Genomic DNA, 17,407 nt, shown 5'->3' with positions numbered 1-17,407 from the left:
GTGTAATTTTTCATCTCCTGCCGAAGCCGCCCATGACCGCTCCCCTACGCCTGACCGACCGCAAACGTGAAGCCATCATCCAGGCGGCCATCGAGGCCTTTCGTGCCGACGGTTTCGAGGCCACCAGCATGGACAAGATCGCCGCCAAGGCCGAGGTGTCCAAACGCACGGTGTACAACCACTTCCCCAGCAAGGAAGAGTTGTTCGCGGAAATCATGCACCACATGTGGGCCAAAAGTGCGGCACAAGTGGATATGTCCTACCACGCGGATCGAAGCTTGCGCGAGCAATTACGCGAACTACTCGCCTTGAAACTGCGCCTGCTCAGTGAAAACAGCTTCCTCGACCTCGCCCGGGTGGCGATCGCCGCCACCATCCACTCCCCCGAGCGCGCCCAAGGCATGGTTGCGCGCCTGGCCGAACAAGAGGAAGCCTTCAACCAGTGGATTCGCGATGCCCAGGCCGACGGCACCTTCAAACCCGTGGACCCGGCCTTCGCCGCCGCGCAACTGCACGGCTTGCTCAAGGCCTTCGCCTTCTGGCCACAAATCAGCCTCGGCCAGCCGCCTCTGGACCCCTCGACTCAGAGCCGCGTCATAGAGTCGTCGCTGGATCTGTTTCTCGCTGGCTACGAAATCGTCAAATAGCCGGCGCAGGCCGCCAAAACCGCCGCAAGACCTTCTAAATGGCTTGGAAGGACACTGATTATTCTTCACGGAATGCTCGACAATATTCATCCTTCTTATCCGATGAACGGCCGTTCCGTGCAGAACACCGCCCAGGTGTTCAGATGAATAAAGTGGCGCAAAAAACCTATGCAAATCCAACGAGGCAAAGGGCTGTCGTTTGCCAAGCGCATTTACCTGCCCCGCACGGTAGGCGTTGGTATCGGCTGCTTCAGCGTAATCGCCGCGCTTTACCCGTTGGCCATGCCGATGTGGGTCTGGGTATTGCTGACTATCAATGCGCTGGCCTGGCCACACCTGGCCTATCAGATCGCCAAGCGCTCGCCTTTTCCCTACCGCACTGAACGCCGCAATATCCTCATCGATTCGCTGATGGGCGGATTCTGGGCCGCGACCATCCAGTTCACGCCACTGACCACCGTCAACATGCTGTCATTGATGGCCATGCATAACGTTGCCGCGGGTGGACCGCGACTGATGGCCCAGGGCCTGGTCGCCCAAGCCATCGGCATCCTGGTGTCCTGGCTGATCTTCACCCCGGCCTTCAACCCGCTGACCACAACCGTGCAGATCTACAGCACCCTACCGGTACTGATTCTCTACCCCCTGGTGATCGGCATGGGCTGCTATCAACTGGCGATCAACCTGGCCGAACACAAGCGCACCCTCAGCGCCCTGAGCCGCACCGACAGCCTCACCGGGCTGCTCAACCACGGCTCCTGGAAAGACCTGCTGCACCTCAAATTCCACAAATGCCGCTACAGCCAGTGCCAGGCGGTAATTGCCCTGATCGACATCGACCACTTCAAGGCCATCAACGACACCTACGGCCACCTGGTCGGCGACAGTGTGCTGCGCCAATTGAGCAAGGACCTGCGCGACAACCTGCGCGAAGATGACCTGGCCGGGCGTTACGGCGGCGACGAGTTCTGCGTGATCCTGCCGGATATGTCACTGGAACGGGCCAATGACGTGATGGAACGCCTGCGTGAAGCGTTCGGCAACTACCGCAATGCCGAAGTCCCGGAGCTGCGGGTCAGCCTGAGTATCGGCCTGGCCACTTGCCGCAGGGATTTCAACGATGCCGGGGCCTGGCTGAACGAAGCCGACAAGGCTCTGTATGTCGCCAAGAACACCGGACGCAACAAGGTCAACAGCGCCGAAGAGGACAGCACCGTGGGGTGCGCGTGCAAGCTGGCCAACCCGGCTTGAGCAGCACCGCCGGTCTGAAAGACACCGCACAAAGTTGTACGGAAAGACTTAGCTTTGTATAAGAAAAGAAATATCATTTAGCCATTATTTAGTCAGCAATTTTCTGAACGATTACCTGGGTACAGAACACTTGCACAGCTCAAGGATTTTCATGGGCGCAGCAGTGCAGTGCTTTGACTGGAATATGGTTTGCGGCCTTCTACGCCGCAGTGAACTGCCAGCCATGGAGCGCTAGCATCGGGCTGTCGCTTCCCTTGCCCGTTCTCGGACAAGCCGCAAGCCGCATGACCATGGACTGACTCTCACGTTGTATCCCTCTCCGAGCCGACGCCATGCTATTCAATGCCAATAAGAAAGCCATCAGTGCCTTGCAACAATCCCTGGCTGAACAAGCTAACCAGCTTAGCGCCATCGAGCGCTCCATGATCGTGATCGAGTTCGACCTCAATGGCACGGTCCTGCGCGCCAATGACAATTTCCTCAAGGCCACCGGCTATCGTCAGGAACAGGTCGTCGGCCAACCACACAGGATGTTCTGCACGCCCGCCCACGCCCGTAGCAGTGAGTACACACAGTTCTGGACGCGGCTGAAGTCCGGCCAGTTCGAGTCCGGGACGTTCGAGCGCGTCGCCGCCGATGGTCGGATCGTCTGGCTGGAAGCCAGCTACAACCCGATCAAGGATGGCAATGGCAGCGTGTTCAAGGTCGTCAAATACGCCCTGGACATCACCGTCAGAGTGCAACAAGAGAGTGAGGCCAACGGCAAATTGCAAGCCATCGACCGAGCCATGGCGATGATCGAATTCAATCCAGACGGCAGCGTGATCGGCGCGAACCAGAACTTCCTCAGCCTGATGGGTTACACCCAGGCGGAAATCCAGGGCAAGCATCACAAAATATTCTGCAAACCGGCCACCGCCAACAGTAGCGAGTATCAGGATTTCTGGCGTCGGCTGAACCAGGGCGAGTTCTTCAGTGGCCAGTTCGAACGCGTCGCCAAGCGTGGCCAGACCTTGTGGCTTGAAGCAAGCTATAACCCGGTGTACGACGCCAGCGGCCGGCTGTGCAAGGTAGTCAAGTTTGCCTCGGACGTTACCCATCGCGTCGAGAAACACGAACAGGATGCCAAGAGTGCGAACGAGGCCTATCACATCTCGGTCGAGACGCGGAAAGTCGCCGAGCACGGTACCGGCGTTATCCAGCAAGCGGCCGCCGAAATGCGCGAAATCGCCTCGAACATCGAAGGTTCTTCAGCGCTGATCGCCAAGCTGGGCGAGCGTTCCGAGCAGATCACCGCCATCGTCAATACCATTCGCGGGATTGCCGACCAGACCAACCTGCTGGCACTGAACGCGGCGATTGAAGCGGCTCGGGCGGGCGAACAGGGACGCGGCTTCGCGGTGGTCGCAGACGAGGTGAGATTGCTGGCGGCGCGCACCAGCGGCTCGACCGCGGAGATTTCCGGAATGATCGGCATGATTCAGAATGAAACCCTGCAAGCCATTGACAGTATGAACGGCACCCGCGACCGAGCCGCCAAGGGGGTTGACCTGGCGGATCAGGCCGGCACGGTGATCCTGCAGATTCGTGAAGGGGCCAGTAACGCGGTGCAAGCGGTGAGCATGTTCGCCGGCGAGCGCAACTAAGACCCGAGAGGCCGGGTGAGCGCGCCAGGGAAGGCGCCAGGCAAGATCGGATAGGGCTATAGTGAATCCTGATTCCCACGCCTTGCAGAGTTCATCATGACGCCAGAAAACCCCGCGGAGAAAAGTCCTGCGAACCCCCTCGACCACCTGCGTTTCCATCGCCCCCATGCACATCTGTCCAGCACATTCGGCAACGACACCTTCGCGCTGAAGGCCGAAGCCTTCGCACGTTTTTTTGGTACGCCGATGTTTCTCGGCGCCCAGACGCTGATCGTCGCGGTCTGGATTATCCTCAACGTCACGGGCGTGACCCGGTTCGACGTCTATCCGTTCATCCTGCTCAACCTGGCGTTCAGCCTGCAGGCGGCCTATGCCGCGCCCTTGATCCTGCTGGCCCAGACCCGCCAGGCCGCACGGGACAAGGCCCACGCCGACGCGGACGCCCAGCACCGCGAGGCCCTGGCTGTCGCCAATAGCGAACGCCAGGCCGCGGCGGCAAAAACCACCGAACAGCTGTTGACGCTACTGGAACAGAACACCCATCTGACCGAAATGACCAAACAACTGACCGAACGCATCGAAGGCCTGACGTTGGAGATGCACGAGCATTTCGTGCGCAAGACCTGATACCGCCTGGTTATCGATACACTCTTTTAAAAATACCGCGTCCCTGTAAATATCGTCTTGCCGGGAGGCCGAACCGCGACGCACGCATCCTGGGACGCCAAGAGCTTCGCCAGCAAGCCACGCACCGACAAAAGCCAATGTGTTTTCAGCCTGAAGGAATATCCATGGAGCAGCGCTCGCCACACACCGTCCTGAACATCGCCCTGATCGGCGATCACGACCCGCAGGTCACGGCTCACCGTGCCATTCCCGTGGCCTTGCAGCAGGCGGCCGAGGCCGCCGGGCTTGAGGTTCACGCCCACTGGCTGGCCACGGACAGCCTCACGACGCAGACCGACCTGAGCCTTTTTGACGGTTTCTGGTGCGTGCCTTCCAGCCCCTACCGCAGCCTGGAAGGCGCCTTGCGGGCGATTACCCATGCCCGCGAACAACAACGACCGTTCCTCGGCACCTGTGGCGGTTTCCAGCATGCCATCCTGGAATACGCACGCCATGTACTGGGCTGGACCGATGCCGAACATGGCGAAACGGCACCCGACTCATCGCGCGCGGTGATTTCACCGTTGAGCTGCTCGCTGGTCGAAGTCCACGACCGTATCCAGTTTGTCGAGGAAACACTGATCGCCAAGGCCTACGGGGCCCTGGAAACCCATGAGGGCTATCACTGCCGCTACGGCATCAACCCCGAGTTCGAAAGCGCCTTGCTCGACAGCGACCTGTACGTCAGCGGCTACGATGCCCAAGGCGATCTGCGTGCCGTTGAACTCAAGGGGCATCCCTTCTTCGTCGCCACCTTGTTCCAACCCGAGCGCGCGGCGCTGGAAGGGCGTACCCCGGCGTTGACCAGTGCGTTCCTGGCAGCCTGCGCAAGTCAACAGCGATGATCGCCCAGACACCGCCACCGCCTTACTACGCCGTTATCTTCACCTCGCGGCGTACCGAGGGTGATCAAGGTTACGGCGAGGCGGCGCAGCGCATGGTCGAGCTGGCCCGACAACAACCGGGCTTTCTCGGCGTGGAGTCGGCCCGCGGCGAAGACGGCCTGGGCATCACCGTGTCCTACTGGAGCAGCGAAGCGGCGATCCTGGCCTGGAAACAACACGCCGAACACAGCGAAATCCGCGAACATGGTCGTGCAACCTGGTACCAGGCTTTTCATACCCGAGTGTGTAAGGTCGAACGTTCCTACGCTTTCCAGCGCTGACGGCCAGCACCCTGTCAGGAAGCGCTGAGCACTGTGCGCAGCGCGACGATCTCGGGAATGTCCACACGCCGCTGATACACCCGCAGCGGCTCGCTGATGCTGATCCGGTCATCGATATTCTGCGCCAGCAATAGCTGGATCCGTTCGCGGCTGAGGCTCATGGTCTCCTCCGCGCTCGACACCCAGACAAACTCGCAGGCCGGAAAGATAGCGTCATCCGCCACGTCCATGCCGAAGGCGTCCTCACTGAAGCGGACGATGTATTGACCGGTCTTGCGATTGAAACCGACAAAACCCTTGAGCTGCTCGGCGGCCTGGCAGATCAGTTCGGATGTAATAGGCATGGTAAACCTCGCTGAAGAGCCACAAGGCTCATGGATGGCTGGTTTACACGCAGGGCAGGCCTGTCCCTCTGGCGGGGAAATGGTCGACAAGTCCTGTCACACAATACCCGAGGAAAATACCGGAAACCGGATCTGGAGCATGTTTGTGTCGATTTCGCGATAGCTGCTGTAGCAATCAGTTGTTAAAAGGAGGCTCTGACATTCACTCTCTGCGAAAGGAATTCGAGCATGCCCGTCAACTTCACCAAAAGCGCCCTGGTCCTGAGCCTGCTGTTGGGCCTGGGCACGGCCGAGGCCAACAGCGCCTCCAGCGCCATTGCGGCCGCGGCCGGCATTCCCCACCCCGCCGTGATCGCCCATCGTGGCGCCTCCTTCGATGCCCCGGAATCCACCGCCGCCTCCTACACCCTGGCCCGCGACCTGGGTGCCGACTACCTGGAAATGGACCTGCAACGCAGCAAGGACGGGGTGATCTTCGCCCTGCACGACAACAACCTGTCGCGTACCACCGACGTGGCCAGCAAGTTCCCCGCACGCAAGGACAGCCCGGCCAACGAGTTCACCTGGGCCGAACTGCAAACCCTGGACGCCGGCAGCTGGTTCAACAAGGCCTACCCCGAGCGTGCGCGTCCGGCCTACGTCGGCCTGAAAATCCTCAGCCTGGACCAGATCATCGATATCGCCCAGGCCAATCCGAAGCACCAGCCAGGCCTGTACATCGAAACCAAGGAACCCAAGCAGTTTCCCGGGATCGAGCATGAGCTGAAGAACAAACTGCAAGAGCGCGGCCTGTTGAGCCCGACCCAGGTGGTGTCCAAGGAACAGCCCCAGGTTGGCCAGGGCCAGGGCAAGGTGATCCTGCAGACCTTCGAAAAGAGCAGCCTGGAGCTGTTGCAAAAGGAAATGCCGGACACGCCGAAGATCCTGCTGCTGTGGGTCGGTGAAGGCAGCATCGAGCCCAAGTCGAAGGTCAGCTTCGCCGACTCCGGCGAAAAGACCAAGGCCGCCTACTACGCCAGGCAGGAGCCCAAGGACAAGGCCGAATTCGAAAAGTGGATCGACTACGCCAAGGCCCAGGGCGCCATCGGGACCGGCCCGTCGGCGGAACTGACCCAGGGCGGCGACCAGAGCTATTCGGACCTGGTCAAACCCTGGATGAACCAGTACACCCACGACAAGGGACTGCTGGTGCATGTCTATACCGTCGACACGCCGCAGGACTACAAGAAGGTCATGGATGCGGGGGTCGATGGCATCTTCACCAATCGTTCATCCGAGTTGCTCAAGTACTTCAAGCGCCCATCACCGAAAACCATACCGCAGATTCTTGAGGCCAACGGGTACTGAGGGCACCAAACCAGTGGGAGCGGTGCTTGTGGGATCGCCGCACCGCCGCGAAGTTTTTGGCAGCCTCAAGGGCCTCTTCGCGGATAAATCCGGCTCCCACAATATCCGCGTCGGAGCGGAGGCCCGCATGCGGCCGAAGACCTGTGGGAGCGGTGCTTGTCGGATCGCCGCACCGCCGCGAAGTTTTTGGCGATTTCCAAGCCCTCTTCGCTGCGATGCGGCGTCCCGACAAGCCAGGCTCCTGCACGCTCCGCGGCGCCTGGCAGATTGATATACCGCCGGCGCTTACCAGAGCGCCACGGTATAGCTGATGATCAGGCGGTTCTCGTCCAGGTCATTGCCGAAGTTCGAACGCACCGTCGCATTGCGCCACTTCACCCCCAGCCCTTTGAGCTTCCCGTCCTGGAACACATAGCCGATGTCGGTGTTACGCTCCCACTCCTTGCCTTCACCCGGAATCGTCCGTTGTACATGGTCGCCGGACACGTAGCGGGTCATGAAGGTCAACCCCGGCAAGCCCAACTGCGCAAAATCGTAGTCATAACGCACCTGCAAGGAACGCTCGTCGATATTGGCGAAGTCGCCGATCTGCACGAAGTTCACCAGGTACGGATCGCTGTGCCCGATGTACGGGAACGGGTCCTTACCACTCATGCGCTGATAGCCGAAGCCCAGGGCATTGCCCTTGAAGGAATAGGTGAACATCCCGCCCAATGCGCGGTTATCCAGCGGACGGAAGTTACCGTCCTCGGCGCTGCGAGCGTAACGCAGGTCGGTCTTCAAGCTCTGGCCCTGGCCCAGGTCCCAGTTATGCACCAGGCCCAGGAAGTTCTGCTGGTAGATATTTTCCAACTTGCCATAGCGATACTGGGTCAGCAGGTTCGGTAACCACTGGTAGTCCGCCCCGGCGAATTGAAACTTGTCGCTCGACCCACCGATGCGGTTGGCCGTCATCTTCTGATCATCGGTGGAGTCGACGTAGCGGATCTGGTTGAACGAGCCCCCGGTCAGCTTCAAGTGGTCGATTTCCTGAACGTTCAGCAAGCCGCCCTGAAAGGTCCCGGGCAGCAGGCGGGTATCGTTGGAAATGATCACCGGGTCCTTCACCTGGAAGCTGCCGACCTTCAGGGTGCTGTTGGAAATACGCACCTTGGCGGCCGCCGCCAGCTTGCCGTAACTGTCCTGGGAACCACCGTGGCGGGTGTCCGCAGGCAGCAGGCCGGTACCCGCGGTGCCAGGTCCCGAATCCAGCTTGTAACCGACCATGCCCAGGGCATCGAGGCCAAAGCCCACGGTGCCTTCGGTGTAGCCGGATTCCATGCGCAACAGGAAACCCTGGGCCCATTCATCGGCTTTTTCCCGGGAACCCGGCTGGCGAAAGTCGCGGTTGAAGTAGAAGTTACGTGCTTCCAGGGTCCCCTTGCTGTCGGCGAGGAAATCCGCTCGGGCGCCCGGCGCCCAGAGCAGGCCCAACCCCACTAACGCGCTCACTGGCACGGAAAAACGTGATAAATGATCGAACGACTTCATGGTGTGCTCCTTATTGCGGACGCGAGCCGACCCTCTCGGGGGCGTTGGGATCGCGACCGATGTGGTTGAAACGTCAGGATCAGTAGCCCCCGGGTCCGCCGGACCCAGGCGCCTCGGATATCAGCTCTCGAGCTGGCGACCGCGGGTTTCAGGCAGGCTCAGGGCCGCCAGGATCACCACCGCGTAGGCACCGGCGGCAAACACACCGATGCCGACGCCAATCGGCAGGGTTTCACTCAGCGCGCCGATAAACAGCGGGAACAGTGCGGCGATGGAGCGCCCGGCGTTGTAGCAGAAGCCCTGGCCCGACCCACGCATGCGGGTGGGAAACAGCTCGGTGAGGAACGCCCCCATGCCGGCGAAGATGCCCGAGGCAAAGAACCCCAGGGGGAAACCCAACCAGAGCATCCAGGTGTTATCGATGGGCAGTTGGGTATAGGCCAGGACGATGCTCATGGAGCCGACGGCAAAGAGGATGAAGTTCTTCTTGCGGCCGATGGCATCGGTCAGCAATGCGCTGATGACATAGCCGACATAGGAACCGACGATCACCATCGCCAGATAGCCGCCGGTGCCCAGCACGCTCAGGCCGCGCTCGGTTTTCAGGTAGGTCGGCAACCAGGTGGTGATCGCGTAGTAACCGCCCAGCGCGCCGGTGGTCAGCAGCGAGGCACGCAGGGTGGTGCTGAGCATCCGTGGTGCGAATATCTCGAAGAAGGCCCAGGGCGAAGGCTTTTCAGCCTGGCCCAGACGCTCGCCCCGAGCCTGTTCGAAGGTGTCGGACTCCTTGACCAGTCGGCGGATCACCAGCACGAACAGCGCCGGTACCAGGCCGATCATGAACAGCGCCCGCCAGGCCTGCTCCGGTGGCAGGAAGCTGAACAAGCCGGCATAGAGCAAGGCCGTCAGGCCCCAGCCCAGGGCCCAGCCGGCCTGCACCATGCCCACCGCCTTGCCACGATCCTGGGAGCGGATCACCTCGCCGATCAGCACCGCGCCGGCGGTCCACTCGCCACCGAAACCGAAGCCCATCAGCGTGCGCGCCACCAACAGTTGGTCGTAGTTCTGTGCCAGCCCGCACATGAAGGTGAAGAAGGCAAACCAGAGCACCGTCAGTTGCAGGGTGCGCACCCGACCGACACGGTCGGACAGAATCCCGGCGATCCAGCCGCCGACCGCCGAGGCCAGCAAGGTCGAGGTGCCGATCAGCCCGGCCTCGCCCTTGGATATGCCCCAGGTGGCAATCAGGGTCGGGATCACGAAACTCAGCATCTGGGTGTCCATGCCGTCCAGGCCATAGCCGATCTTGCAACTCCAGAAAGTACGCTTTTCATTTTTTGTCAGCGGGCCGTACCAACTGAACGGGCCGGCACGGCGCGTCCCTGAAGGCACTTGGTCAGTCATGGTGTGTTCCATGGAGAGTTCCTGCGGCAGCAAGGGAAGATGACGGACACGCCTCGTTGTTTTTTTGTGAAGGCGTTGTCGTGGAGAGCCGATGCAGATGCGCTACACCGTGGAGTGGATTCTTCGCGCCGGAGCGGTGCAGCGTCAAACGGGAAAAAAGCCGGTCAATGCATAAGAAAAGTTGATGGCCCCTTAATGGCATGTGCTGGGGCTCAGGCGTGCCGTGCACAACCGAAGATCAGTTTTTCTTGTTCGCAATAACAGATTTTCTCGTTGGACGAGGCTGCCGCGGCCCCCTAAAAAGGCCTCGACCCCCCATCAGAGAGAAGCTCGATGAACCTGCCAGCGCTGTCCTTCGATCAGTTGCGCCATCTGGCGCCGCGCGCCTTGCGCCGACACATCGCCACCGACCAGTATCAAGGCCACACCAGCGGCCTCGGCCTTGGCCGGGTACAAGCCAATATCGTGATTTTGCCAGGGGACTGGGCCGATGAGTTCCTGCGTTTCTGCACCCTCAATCGCCAGGCCTGTCCGATACTCGACATCACCGAACCCGGCGACCCGATGTTCCGTCATCTGGGCGAGAACGTCGATATCCGCCACGACGTACCGCGCTATCGGGTCTATCGCCAGGGCGAACTGAGCGAGGAGCCGCAGAACATCAAGCACCTCTGGCGCGACGATATGGTGGCCTTCGCCATCGGTTGCTCCTTCTCCTTCGAACAACCCTTGCTGGATGCAGGCATCGACCTGCGTCACGTCAAATTGGGACGCAACGTGGCGATGTTCCGGACCAATATCGATACCCGCCCCACCGAACGGCTAAAGGGCAAGCTGGTGGTGAGCATGCGGCCGTTGAAAGCCGCCGACGCGATCCGCGCGGTGCAGATCACCGGGCGCATGCCCAATGTGCATGGCGCGCCGGTGCACATCGGCGACCCGCGACTGATCGGCATCCACGACCTTGGCGCACCGGACTACGGTGACGCCGTGCCGCTGGCTGACGATGAGCTTCCAGTGTTCTGGGCCTGCGGCGTGACCCCGCAATCGGTGGTGCAAGCGTCACGCCCACCGTTATGCATTACCCATGCGCCGGGCTGCATGCTGGTGAGCGATCTGCACAATCACAGCCTTTGACTCAAGCGGTGGTGTTCACCGACGTGCCCGAGGTGCTGCTGCCCTCTGCCTGCAAGGCAGTGGTCAGGGCAGAACTGACGGTGGAAATGGAACCGGAAATGGCAGACACCTGCGACTCCGCGGCCGCGAGCAAGGTGGCCTTGGCGTCCGGGCTGTCCTTGCTGTTCTGGGCTTTCTGCATTTGCAGCTCCGCTTGCTGCAACTGCTTTTGCAGATCGGCCAGTTGCTTTTGCAGCTGCTGGACCTCCTGGGAGGAAGAACTGGTGCTGGAGCTGGAGCTGCCGGACGCGCCGCCGGCACCCGCCGGTTGGCTGCCGCCGGCCTGGGCGGTGCTACCCGTAGCCCCTGTGGTGCTGGTGCTGGTGCTGGTGCTGGTGGTGTCAGTAGCGCTGGTGCCGGTGCTCTTGTTGGTGCTGCTGGTGCTAGGGGTTGGGGCAATGGTGACCGAAGTAATGCTGACCATGGGGATCTCCCGATTCAGTTATGGGCAGTCATGTCATCGACAACCGTTCAACATGTTTGAGATCGATTCTGTATCACACGTGTCAGCGCCCCGATACAAGGCCACATCCCTGTGGCGGCGAATCAGGCTCCGAGGCGCGCCGTCACGTCATTCAACTGTCCCGACAAGCCGTGCAGGTTCTGGCTCGCCGCCTCGGTACGCTTGACGTTGTCCAGGTTGGTACTGGCGATGGCGGTGATCTCGGTCAGGTTGCGCGAAATATCTTCGGCCACCGAGGTCTGCTCTTCGGCGGCGGTAGCGATCTGGCGGTTCATGTCGCGGATCGCTTCCACGGCAGTGGTGATGCGTTCAAGCATGGCCCCGGCCTCGGTCACCTGCTCGACGCTCTCTTCACTACGGGCCTGCCCGCCTTCGATGGCCTGGGCCGCATCCACCGCACCGGTCTGGACCGAATGGATGATCTGGTTGATCTCGATGATCGACGCGGCAGTGCGCTGGGCCAGGCTGCGCACCTCATCGGCGACCACGGCAAAGCCGCGTCCGGCTTCACCGGCACGGGCCGCCTCGATGGCGGCATTGAGCGCCAGCAGGTTGGTCTGTTCGGCAATCCCGCGAATCACTTCCAGCACCTTGCCGACCCGTCCGCTGTCGGCTTCCAGGCGCCGGATGACCGTGGCGGTGGTGGTGATCTCGCCGCGCATGCGGGTAATGGTGGCGATGGTCGATTGCATCACCAACTCACCCTGCTGGGCCGCGCGATCGGCATCATCCGCCGCCGTAGCGGCGTCCCCGGCATGGCGAGCGACTTCCTGGGCGGTGGCGGACATTTCGGTCATCGCCGTGGCCACCTGGTCGGTACGTTCGAATTGCTCGTGGGTACCGTTGGCCATCAGACCGGCAATCGACTTCAGCTCGCCACTGGCACTGTCCAGGTCCGAGGTGCTGCGCTTGAGATGGCTGAAGGTTTCGGCCAGGAAGTCGCGCAGGGTATTCGCCGCCAGCGCCAGGCGACCCAGTTCATCCTGGCGATCGGCATTCACCCGATTGCCGAACTTGCCTTGGCTCAATTGCGCCACATAGTCGATCAGGCGGCGGATCGGCTCCACCAGGTTGCGGTTGACCAGCCACAGGCTCAACAGGCCGATCAACAGCCCGGAAATCACCAGTACAACGATGCCGATCCAGATGGTTCGTTCGGCCAGGACGCTGATCGTCACCGACTGTTCATCGCCCTGTTGACGCAACTGCGCGACCAACTCACTCATCTGCTCGCTGGTGGCGCGATCGACGCCCTTGACCGCCTGGTCTCCGGCCGTCGGGTCGGCCCCGGCCGCCAGGTAGGCCTCGCGACCTCTCAGGTAATCGGTACCCAATACACGGTGGGCCTCACGCAGTTGCTCGATCTGCGACTTGAGCCGTGCGTCCATGCCCGGCTGGCTGGCCAGACGGCCGAGGATGTCCTGCACATCGCGCTGACGCGCTTCGAACTGTGACCAGTACCGGTTCAGATCCTGGGGCTGCTTGCCGCGCAGCAAAACGTCCTTCCACTCCTGCACCTGAGCCTTGAATTGCACATTGGCCTCATCGATCAAGTGTGAGGTGCGCAAGGGACCTTCAATCAGATTACGATAATCCTGGACGCCATTGGACAACAGGTGGAAACAGGTCAGCGCGATCAGCAACATGGCGATCAGGCTGCCACTCAGGAGCGTGAGCACTTGGGCTCGCAGGGATTTTTTCAGCATCGTCGGAGTCTCTCGACAAGGATTGAGCGCTCCCCGATGGGGAATGCAAGCAGTCGAAACTTCCCTGTCAGCGACAACCGGGCGTATGGCCAAATAATTGGTAGCTTACGTCTAATGACATCGGCGGGCCCGCATGCCACTTGAGCCAAGCCGACCACCGGTCGATACGGCACTTGATTCCCCGGGGCTCGCAGGGAAAAAGCGCGACGCGCCACTCACCCCAAAAACGTCACAAAACTGTCAAATAGCCTTGCAATGATGAGGCCCGCGAGCCTGTAAAAAATGTTTCAGGCGTTCCACCTCAGCGAGCCTTCATGAACCACAGCCTTGACCAAAGCCATCGTGACCCGGACCTGTTCGGCCTGCTTTATGGCTTTCGCTTCCGCACCGGCGAACGGGGTCAGGAAATAGACTCGGCCACCGCCCTGCACTGCCTGCAACAACCGGAAAATCCCGATGAATTTCTCTGGTTGCACCTGAACCTGGCACACGCCGCCTGCGAGCGTTGGATGAAGACCCACCTGCCATTGCCCGAAGAGTTTTTCGAGGCCCTGCACGAAGGCTCGCGCTCGACCCGTATCGAACATGTCGACAATGCCTTGCTGGCGGTGGTCAACGACGTGGTGTTCAATCTCAGCAGCATGGTCTCCTCGGACATCTCCACCCTGTGGGTCTGCGCCCGCAGCAAACTGTTGATCAGCGCGCGCCTGCAACCGCTGCACTCGGTGGACAAGCTGCGCTCTTCGGTCAAGGCCGGCGAACGCTTCCGCTCGCCGCTGGAATTGCTCGTGCACCTGCTGCGCGACCAGGGTGAAGTGCTGACCCAGATCGTGCGCAAGACCAGCACCAGCGTCGACCAGATCGAAGACCGGTTGCTGGCCCTGCGCCTGAGCAACAACCGCGCCGAACTCGGTGCCATGCGCCGGATACTGGTGCGCCTGCAACGCCTGCTGGCCCTGGAGCCGGGCTCGTTGCTGCGGCTGCTCAACCGCCCGCCGCAATGGTTGCAGAAGGAAGACGTCAAGGAACTGCGCAAGTCCACCGAAGAGTTCTCGCTGATCCTCAGCGATCTGGAGGCCCTCGGCGAGCGGATCAAGCTGTTGCAGGAAGAGATCGCCGCGAGCCTCAATGAACAGAGCAACCGCACCCTCTTCACCCTCACCGTGGTGACGGTGCTGGCGCTGCCGATCAATATCATTGCCGGTTTCTTCGGCATGAACGTCGGCGGCATCCCGCTGGCGGGCGACCCGGAGGGTTTCTGGATCCTGGTGGCGCTGGTGGTGACCTTCACCTTGCTGGCCGGACGCTGGGCGTTTCGCAAACGCCAGGACTACTGATCTGGCGCAGTCAACCTGTAACATTTTGAAACGATCATGACTGGCATCCGTTCTCAAAAAGGATTTCCGGCATGGCTACCCCGTCATTGACTAATGCCTCGCCCGCTCAGGACGCAGGCAAGCCCCAGTTTGAAAGTACTCCCCGCTCGCGCTTCGTCAACACCCTGATCTTTTTCGCGGTGCTGCCCATGGCGCTGCTGTTCACCGCCTACAGCCTGATGCATGACATGCACGACTTCGGCAGCGTGGTCACCACCTGGACGCCGTTCCTGTTGCTCGGCGTGGCGCTGCTGATCGCCCTGGGCTTCGAGTTCGTCAACGGTTTCCACGACACCGCCAACGCCGTGGCCACGGTGATCTACACCCATTCCCTGCCGCCGCATTTCGCGGTGGTCTGGTCCGGCTGCTTCAACTTCCTCGGCGTGCTGCTCTCCAGTGGCGCGGTAGCCTTCGGCATCATCGCCCTGCTGCCGGTGGAACTGATCCTGCAAGTCGGCTCCTCGGCCGGCTTCGCGATGATCTTCGCCCTGCTGATCGCAGCCATCCTGTGGAACCTCGGCACCTGGTGGCTGGGCCTGCCGGCCTCCTCCTCGCACACCCTGATCGGCTCGATCATCGGCGTCGGCGTGGCCAACGCACTGATGCATGGGCGCGACGGCACCAGCGGCGTGGACTGGAGCCAGGCGACCAAGATCGGTTACGCGCTGCTGGTGTCGCCGCTGGTAGGTTTCTTCTGCGCCGCGCTGCTGTTACTGGCCCTGCGCCTGTTGGTGAAGAACCGCCAGCTGTACAAGGCTCCCAAAGGCAATACACCGCCACCGTGGTGGATTCGCGGCCTGCTGATCCTGACCTGCACCGGCGTGTCCTTCGCCCACGGCTCCAACGACGGGCAAAAAGGCATGGGTCTGATCATGCTGATCCTGGTCGGCACCCTGCCGATGGCCTACGCGTTGAACCGCACCATGCCGGCCGACCAGGCACTGCAATTCGCCGCGATCGCCGAAGTTACCCAGCAGGCGCTGGTCCGCAACGCACCGCAGCCGGCCCCCGCCGACCCGCGCCAGACACTCTCGGTGTATGTGCGCAGCAAACAGCCGACACCGGAACTGATCCCGGCGCTGGCCGCCCTGGCCGGCAATATCGGTACCGAGGTCAAGAGTTATGGCTCGCTGGCCAAGGTCCCGGCCGAAGCCATGGGCAACGTGCGCAACGACATGTATCTGAGCAGTGAAACCATTCGCCTGATGGACAAGGACAAGTTCGGCAACTTCGACGCCGATACCCAGGCCAAGCTGCAGCTGTTCAAGCAACAGATCGACGGCGCCACGCGCTTCATTCCGTTGTGGGTGAAAATTGCCGTGGCCATTGCCCTGGGCCTGGGCACCATGGTCGGCTGGAAACGCATCGTGGTCACCGTCGGCGAGAAGATCGGCAAGACCCACCTGACCTACGCCCAGGGCGCCTCGGCGGAAACGGTCGCCATGCTGACCATCGCCGCGGCCGACATGTACGGTTTGCCAGTGTCCACCACCCATGTCCTGTCCTCGGGCGTGGCCGGGGCCATGGTCGCCAATGGTGGCGGCTTGCAGCTGCGCACCATCCGCAACCTGGTGATGGCCTGGGTCCTGACCCTGCCGGCGGCGATCCTGTTGTCCGGCAGCCTGTACTGGTTGTTCACGCAGATTTTCTAACTCCCGCCCCCTCGATGAGCGCATGCCCCCGGGCACGCGCTCATCTTCAAGACTCGCCCAACTCCTCCTGCAGTACCTGCCCCAACCAGTCCATGAACACCCGCACCCGCCGGGGCAGATGGCGTTGCTGGGCATACAGCAACGACACCTCCAGCGGCGCCGGCAGAGCGTCGGGCAATACCGCCACCAGCGCACCACTGTCCAGATGCTTGCGTACGCCATGGTACGGCGCCTGGATCAAACCGAACCCGCCCAGGCACGCCGACTCGTAGCAATCGGTGCTGTTCACCGTGACACTGCCGGCCATCGGCACCTGCTGCAACTTGCCGTTTTGCAGGTACTCGAACCCTGGGGAGCGCGCCCCCAGCATCCCGACATAGTGGATCAGCCGATGCCCGGCCAGGTCGGCGACGGACTCCGGCCGACCAAAACGCCGCAGGTAGGCGGGACTGGCACAGTTGGCCATCGGCAGCTCGCACATGTGCCGCGCCACCACCGACTGATCGGGCTGCGCACCGACCCGCAGCACACAGTCGAACCCCTCGCCCACCAGGTCGACGCGGCGGTCGGTACTGCTGATTTCCAGGTCGATGCGCGGATGCAGCGCCATGAATTCCGGCAGGCGCGGCATGATCACGCGACGGGCCATGACGCTGGGCATATCGAAACGAATACGCCCGGCCAGCAAGGCCGCATCCTGGCGGAACAAGCCCTGCAATTCATCCATCTGCGCCAGCAGGTCCTTGCTGCGTTCATACAGCACCAGCCCGTCCTGGGTCGCCTGGACCTTGCGCGTGGTACGTTGCAACAGGCGCGTGCCCAACAGTTCCTCCAGCGCCTGGACATGCCCGGACACGCTGGACTTGGGCAGCCCGAGACTTTCTCCCGCGAGGGTAAAACTCGACAGTTCGGTGACCCGGATAAAGGTCCGCAGCAAGTCCAGCTTGTTCATGACAGCGCCCCCCATTGTTCGGAACAGACGATCAGTGTTTCCGATTTATCGGTGTTTATCCATTCACTGACGGACAAATACA

16 protein-coding genes are annotated in these 17,407 nt (G+C 61.5%); 10 read left to right on the top strand and 6 right to left on the bottom strand.

What is annotated here, in order from left to right:
- The first annotated feature begins 32 nt into the window (after positions 1 to 32).
- From M5B99_RS24375 to M5B99_RS24350, 6 genes are all read left to right on the top strand, one after another.
- Positions 33 to 647, top strand: coding sequence for a TetR/AcrR family transcriptional regulator (locus M5B99_RS24375; RefSeq protein WP_248806459.1), 615 nt, complete (start codon positions 33 to 35; stop codon positions 645 to 647).
- A 168-nt stretch (positions 648 to 815) separates the two neighbouring features.
- Positions 816 to 1,898: a diguanylate cyclase gene (locus tag M5B99_RS24370; RefSeq protein ID WP_248806458.1), complete on the top strand. Its 1,083-nt coding sequence runs from the start codon at positions 816 to 818 to the stop codon at positions 1,896 to 1,898.
- A 332-nt stretch (positions 1,899 to 2,230) separates the two neighbouring features.
- Positions 2,231 to 3,544, top strand: a complete 1,314-nt coding sequence (locus M5B99_RS24365) for a methyl-accepting chemotaxis protein (protein ID WP_248806457.1) — start codon at positions 2,231 to 2,233, stop codon at positions 3,542 to 3,544.
- A gap of 96 nt (positions 3,545 to 3,640) precedes the next feature.
- Positions 3,641 to 4,171, top strand: coding sequence for a DUF1003 domain-containing protein (locus M5B99_RS24360; protein WP_248806456.1), 531 nt, complete (start codon positions 3,641 to 3,643; stop codon positions 4,169 to 4,171).
- Between the two features lie 164 nt (positions 4,172 to 4,335).
- Complete coding sequence (locus M5B99_RS24355) at positions 4,336 to 5,055, top strand: CTP synthase (RefSeq protein ID WP_248806455.1); 720 nt, start codon at positions 4,336 to 4,338, stop codon at positions 5,053 to 5,055.
- Complete coding sequence (locus M5B99_RS24350; protein ID WP_248806454.1) at positions 5,052 to 5,375, top strand: antibiotic biosynthesis monooxygenase family protein; 324 nt, start codon at positions 5,052 to 5,054, stop codon at positions 5,373 to 5,375. The genes M5B99_RS24355 and M5B99_RS24350 overlap by 4 nt, the downstream gene beginning before the upstream one ends.
- 14 nt (positions 5,376 to 5,389) lie before the next feature.
- On the opposite strand, the gene M5B99_RS24345 is transcribed toward M5B99_RS24350, so the two are convergent.
- Complete coding sequence (locus tag M5B99_RS24345) at positions 5,390 to 5,719, bottom strand: DUF2025 family protein (RefSeq protein ID WP_248806453.1); 330 nt, start codon at positions 5,717 to 5,719, stop codon at positions 5,390 to 5,392.
- Between the two features lie 228 nt (positions 5,720 to 5,947).
- On the opposite strand from M5B99_RS24345, the gene M5B99_RS24340 reads away from it, so the two are divergent.
- Positions 5,948 to 7,066 (top strand): glycerophosphodiester phosphodiesterase, encoded by a 1,119-nt coding sequence (locus M5B99_RS24340; RefSeq protein ID WP_248806452.1) that lies wholly within the window; start codon positions 5,948 to 5,950, stop codon positions 7,064 to 7,066.
- Positions 7,067 to 7,351: 285 nt separating this feature from the next.
- Here M5B99_RS24340 and M5B99_RS24335 read toward each other — a convergent pair whose 3' ends face one another.
- Positions 7,352 to 8,596 carry an OprD family porin gene (locus tag M5B99_RS24335; RefSeq protein WP_248806451.1) on the bottom strand — a complete coding sequence of 415 codons (1,245 nt, stop codon included), beginning with the start codon at positions 8,594 to 8,596 and terminating at the stop codon, positions 7,352 to 7,354.
- A gap of 120 nt (positions 8,597 to 8,716) precedes the next feature.
- Positions 8,717 to 10,000 (bottom strand): MFS transporter, encoded by a 1,284-nt coding sequence (locus M5B99_RS24330; protein ID WP_248806450.1) that lies wholly within the window; start codon positions 9,998 to 10,000, stop codon positions 8,717 to 8,719.
- Between the two features lie 333 nt (positions 10,001 to 10,333).
- Between M5B99_RS24330 and M5B99_RS24325 the strand changes: the two genes are divergently transcribed.
- Positions 10,334 to 11,137, top strand: a complete 804-nt coding sequence (locus M5B99_RS24325) for a putative hydro-lyase (protein WP_248806449.1) — start codon at positions 10,334 to 10,336, stop codon at positions 11,135 to 11,137.
- A gap of 1 nt (position 11,138) precedes the next feature.
- Here the strand turns inward: M5B99_RS24325 and M5B99_RS24320 are convergent, their stop codons facing one another.
- Together M5B99_RS24320 and M5B99_RS24315 are read right to left on the bottom strand one after the other, a co-directional pair.
- Positions 11,139 to 11,600, bottom strand: coding sequence for a hypothetical protein (locus tag M5B99_RS24320; protein WP_248806448.1), 462 nt, complete (start codon positions 11,598 to 11,600; stop codon positions 11,139 to 11,141).
- Between the two features lie 122 nt (positions 11,601 to 11,722).
- On the bottom strand, positions 11,723 to 13,345 hold the full coding sequence (locus M5B99_RS24315; protein WP_248806447.1) for a methyl-accepting chemotaxis protein: 1,623 nt from the start codon (positions 13,343 to 13,345) through the stop codon (positions 11,723 to 11,725).
- A 314-nt stretch (positions 13,346 to 13,659) separates the two neighbouring features.
- On the opposite strand from M5B99_RS24315, the gene M5B99_RS24310 reads away from it, so the two are divergent.
- The gene (locus tag M5B99_RS24310) at positions 13,660 to 14,682 is read left to right on the top strand and encodes a transporter (protein WP_248806446.1); all 1,023 of its coding nucleotides are present in this window, start codon (positions 13,660 to 13,662) and stop codon (positions 14,680 to 14,682) included.
- 71 nt (positions 14,683 to 14,753) lie between these two features.
- Positions 14,754 to 16,373, top strand: coding sequence for an inorganic phosphate transporter (locus tag M5B99_RS24305; RefSeq protein WP_248806445.1), 1,620 nt, complete (start codon positions 14,754 to 14,756; stop codon positions 16,371 to 16,373).
- Positions 16,374 to 16,419: 46 nt separating this feature from the next.
- On the opposite strand, the gene M5B99_RS24300 is transcribed toward M5B99_RS24305, so the two are convergent.
- A complete protein-coding gene (locus tag M5B99_RS24300) occupies positions 16,420 to 17,325 on the bottom strand; it encodes a LysR family transcriptional regulator (RefSeq protein ID WP_248806444.1) in 906 nt (301 codons plus the stop codon).
- Positions 17,326 to 17,407 lie beyond the last annotated feature (82 nt).

Source organism: Pseudomonas sp. MWU13-2100, assembly GCF_023242365.1.
Lineage (GTDB): Bacteria > Pseudomonadota > Gammaproteobacteria > Pseudomonadales > Pseudomonadaceae > Aquipseudomonas.
Note: the sequence above shows the minus strand (reverse complement) of the source record. Positions and strands in the feature narration are given on the sequence as shown.

What these genes read in the sequence shown, in the direction of transcription:
- M5B99_RS24365 (WP_248806457.1), top strand. Translation starts at nt 2,231, where the DNA reads ATGCTATTCAATGCCAATAAGAAAGCCATCAGTGCCTTGCAACAATCC.
- M5B99_RS24355 (WP_248806455.1), top strand. Translation starts at nt 4,336, where the DNA reads ATGGAGCAGCGCTCGCCACACACCGTCCTGAACATCGCCCTGATCGGC.
- M5B99_RS24320 (WP_248806448.1), bottom strand. Translation starts at nt 11,600, where the DNA reads ATGGTCAGCATTACTTCGGTCACCATTGCCCCAACCCCTAGCACCAGC.
- M5B99_RS24370 (WP_248806458.1), top strand. Translation starts at nt 816, where the DNA reads ATGCAAATCCAACGAGGCAAAGGGCTGTCGTTTGCCAAGCGCATTTAC.
- M5B99_RS24305 (WP_248806445.1), top strand. Translation starts at nt 14,754, where the DNA reads ATGGCTACCCCGTCATTGACTAATGCCTCGCCCGCTCAGGACGCAGGC.
- M5B99_RS24375 (WP_248806459.1), top strand. Translation starts at nt 33, where the DNA reads ATGACCGCTCCCCTACGCCTGACCGACCGCAAACGTGAAGCCATCATC.
- M5B99_RS24325 (WP_248806449.1), top strand. Translation starts at nt 10,334, where the DNA reads ATGAACCTGCCAGCGCTGTCCTTCGATCAGTTGCGCCATCTGGCGCCG.
- M5B99_RS24315 (WP_248806447.1), bottom strand. Translation starts at nt 13,345, where the DNA reads ATGCTGAAAAAATCCCTGCGAGCCCAAGTGCTCACGCTCCTGAGTGGC.
- M5B99_RS24310 (WP_248806446.1), top strand. Translation starts at nt 13,660, where the DNA reads ATGAACCACAGCCTTGACCAAAGCCATCGTGACCCGGACCTGTTCGGC.
- M5B99_RS24340 (WP_248806452.1), top strand. Translation starts at nt 5,948, where the DNA reads ATGCCCGTCAACTTCACCAAAAGCGCCCTGGTCCTGAGCCTGCTGTTG.
- M5B99_RS24350 (WP_248806454.1), top strand. Translation starts at nt 5,052, where the DNA reads ATGATCGCCCAGACACCGCCACCGCCTTACTACGCCGTTATCTTCACC.
- M5B99_RS24345 (WP_248806453.1), bottom strand. Translation starts at nt 5,719, where the DNA reads ATGCCTATTACATCCGAACTGATCTGCCAGGCCGCCGAGCAGCTCAAG.
- M5B99_RS24360 (WP_248806456.1), top strand. Translation starts at nt 3,641, where the DNA reads ATGACGCCAGAAAACCCCGCGGAGAAAAGTCCTGCGAACCCCCTCGAC.
- M5B99_RS24335 (WP_248806451.1), bottom strand. Translation starts at nt 8,596, where the DNA reads ATGAAGTCGTTCGATCATTTATCACGTTTTTCCGTGCCAGTGAGCGCG.
- M5B99_RS24300 (WP_248806444.1), bottom strand. Translation starts at nt 17,325, where the DNA reads ATGAACAAGCTGGACTTGCTGCGGACCTTTATCCGGGTCACCGAACTG.
- M5B99_RS24330 (WP_248806450.1), bottom strand. Translation starts at nt 10,000, where the DNA reads ATGACTGACCAAGTGCCTTCAGGGACGCGCCGTGCCGGCCCGTTCAGT.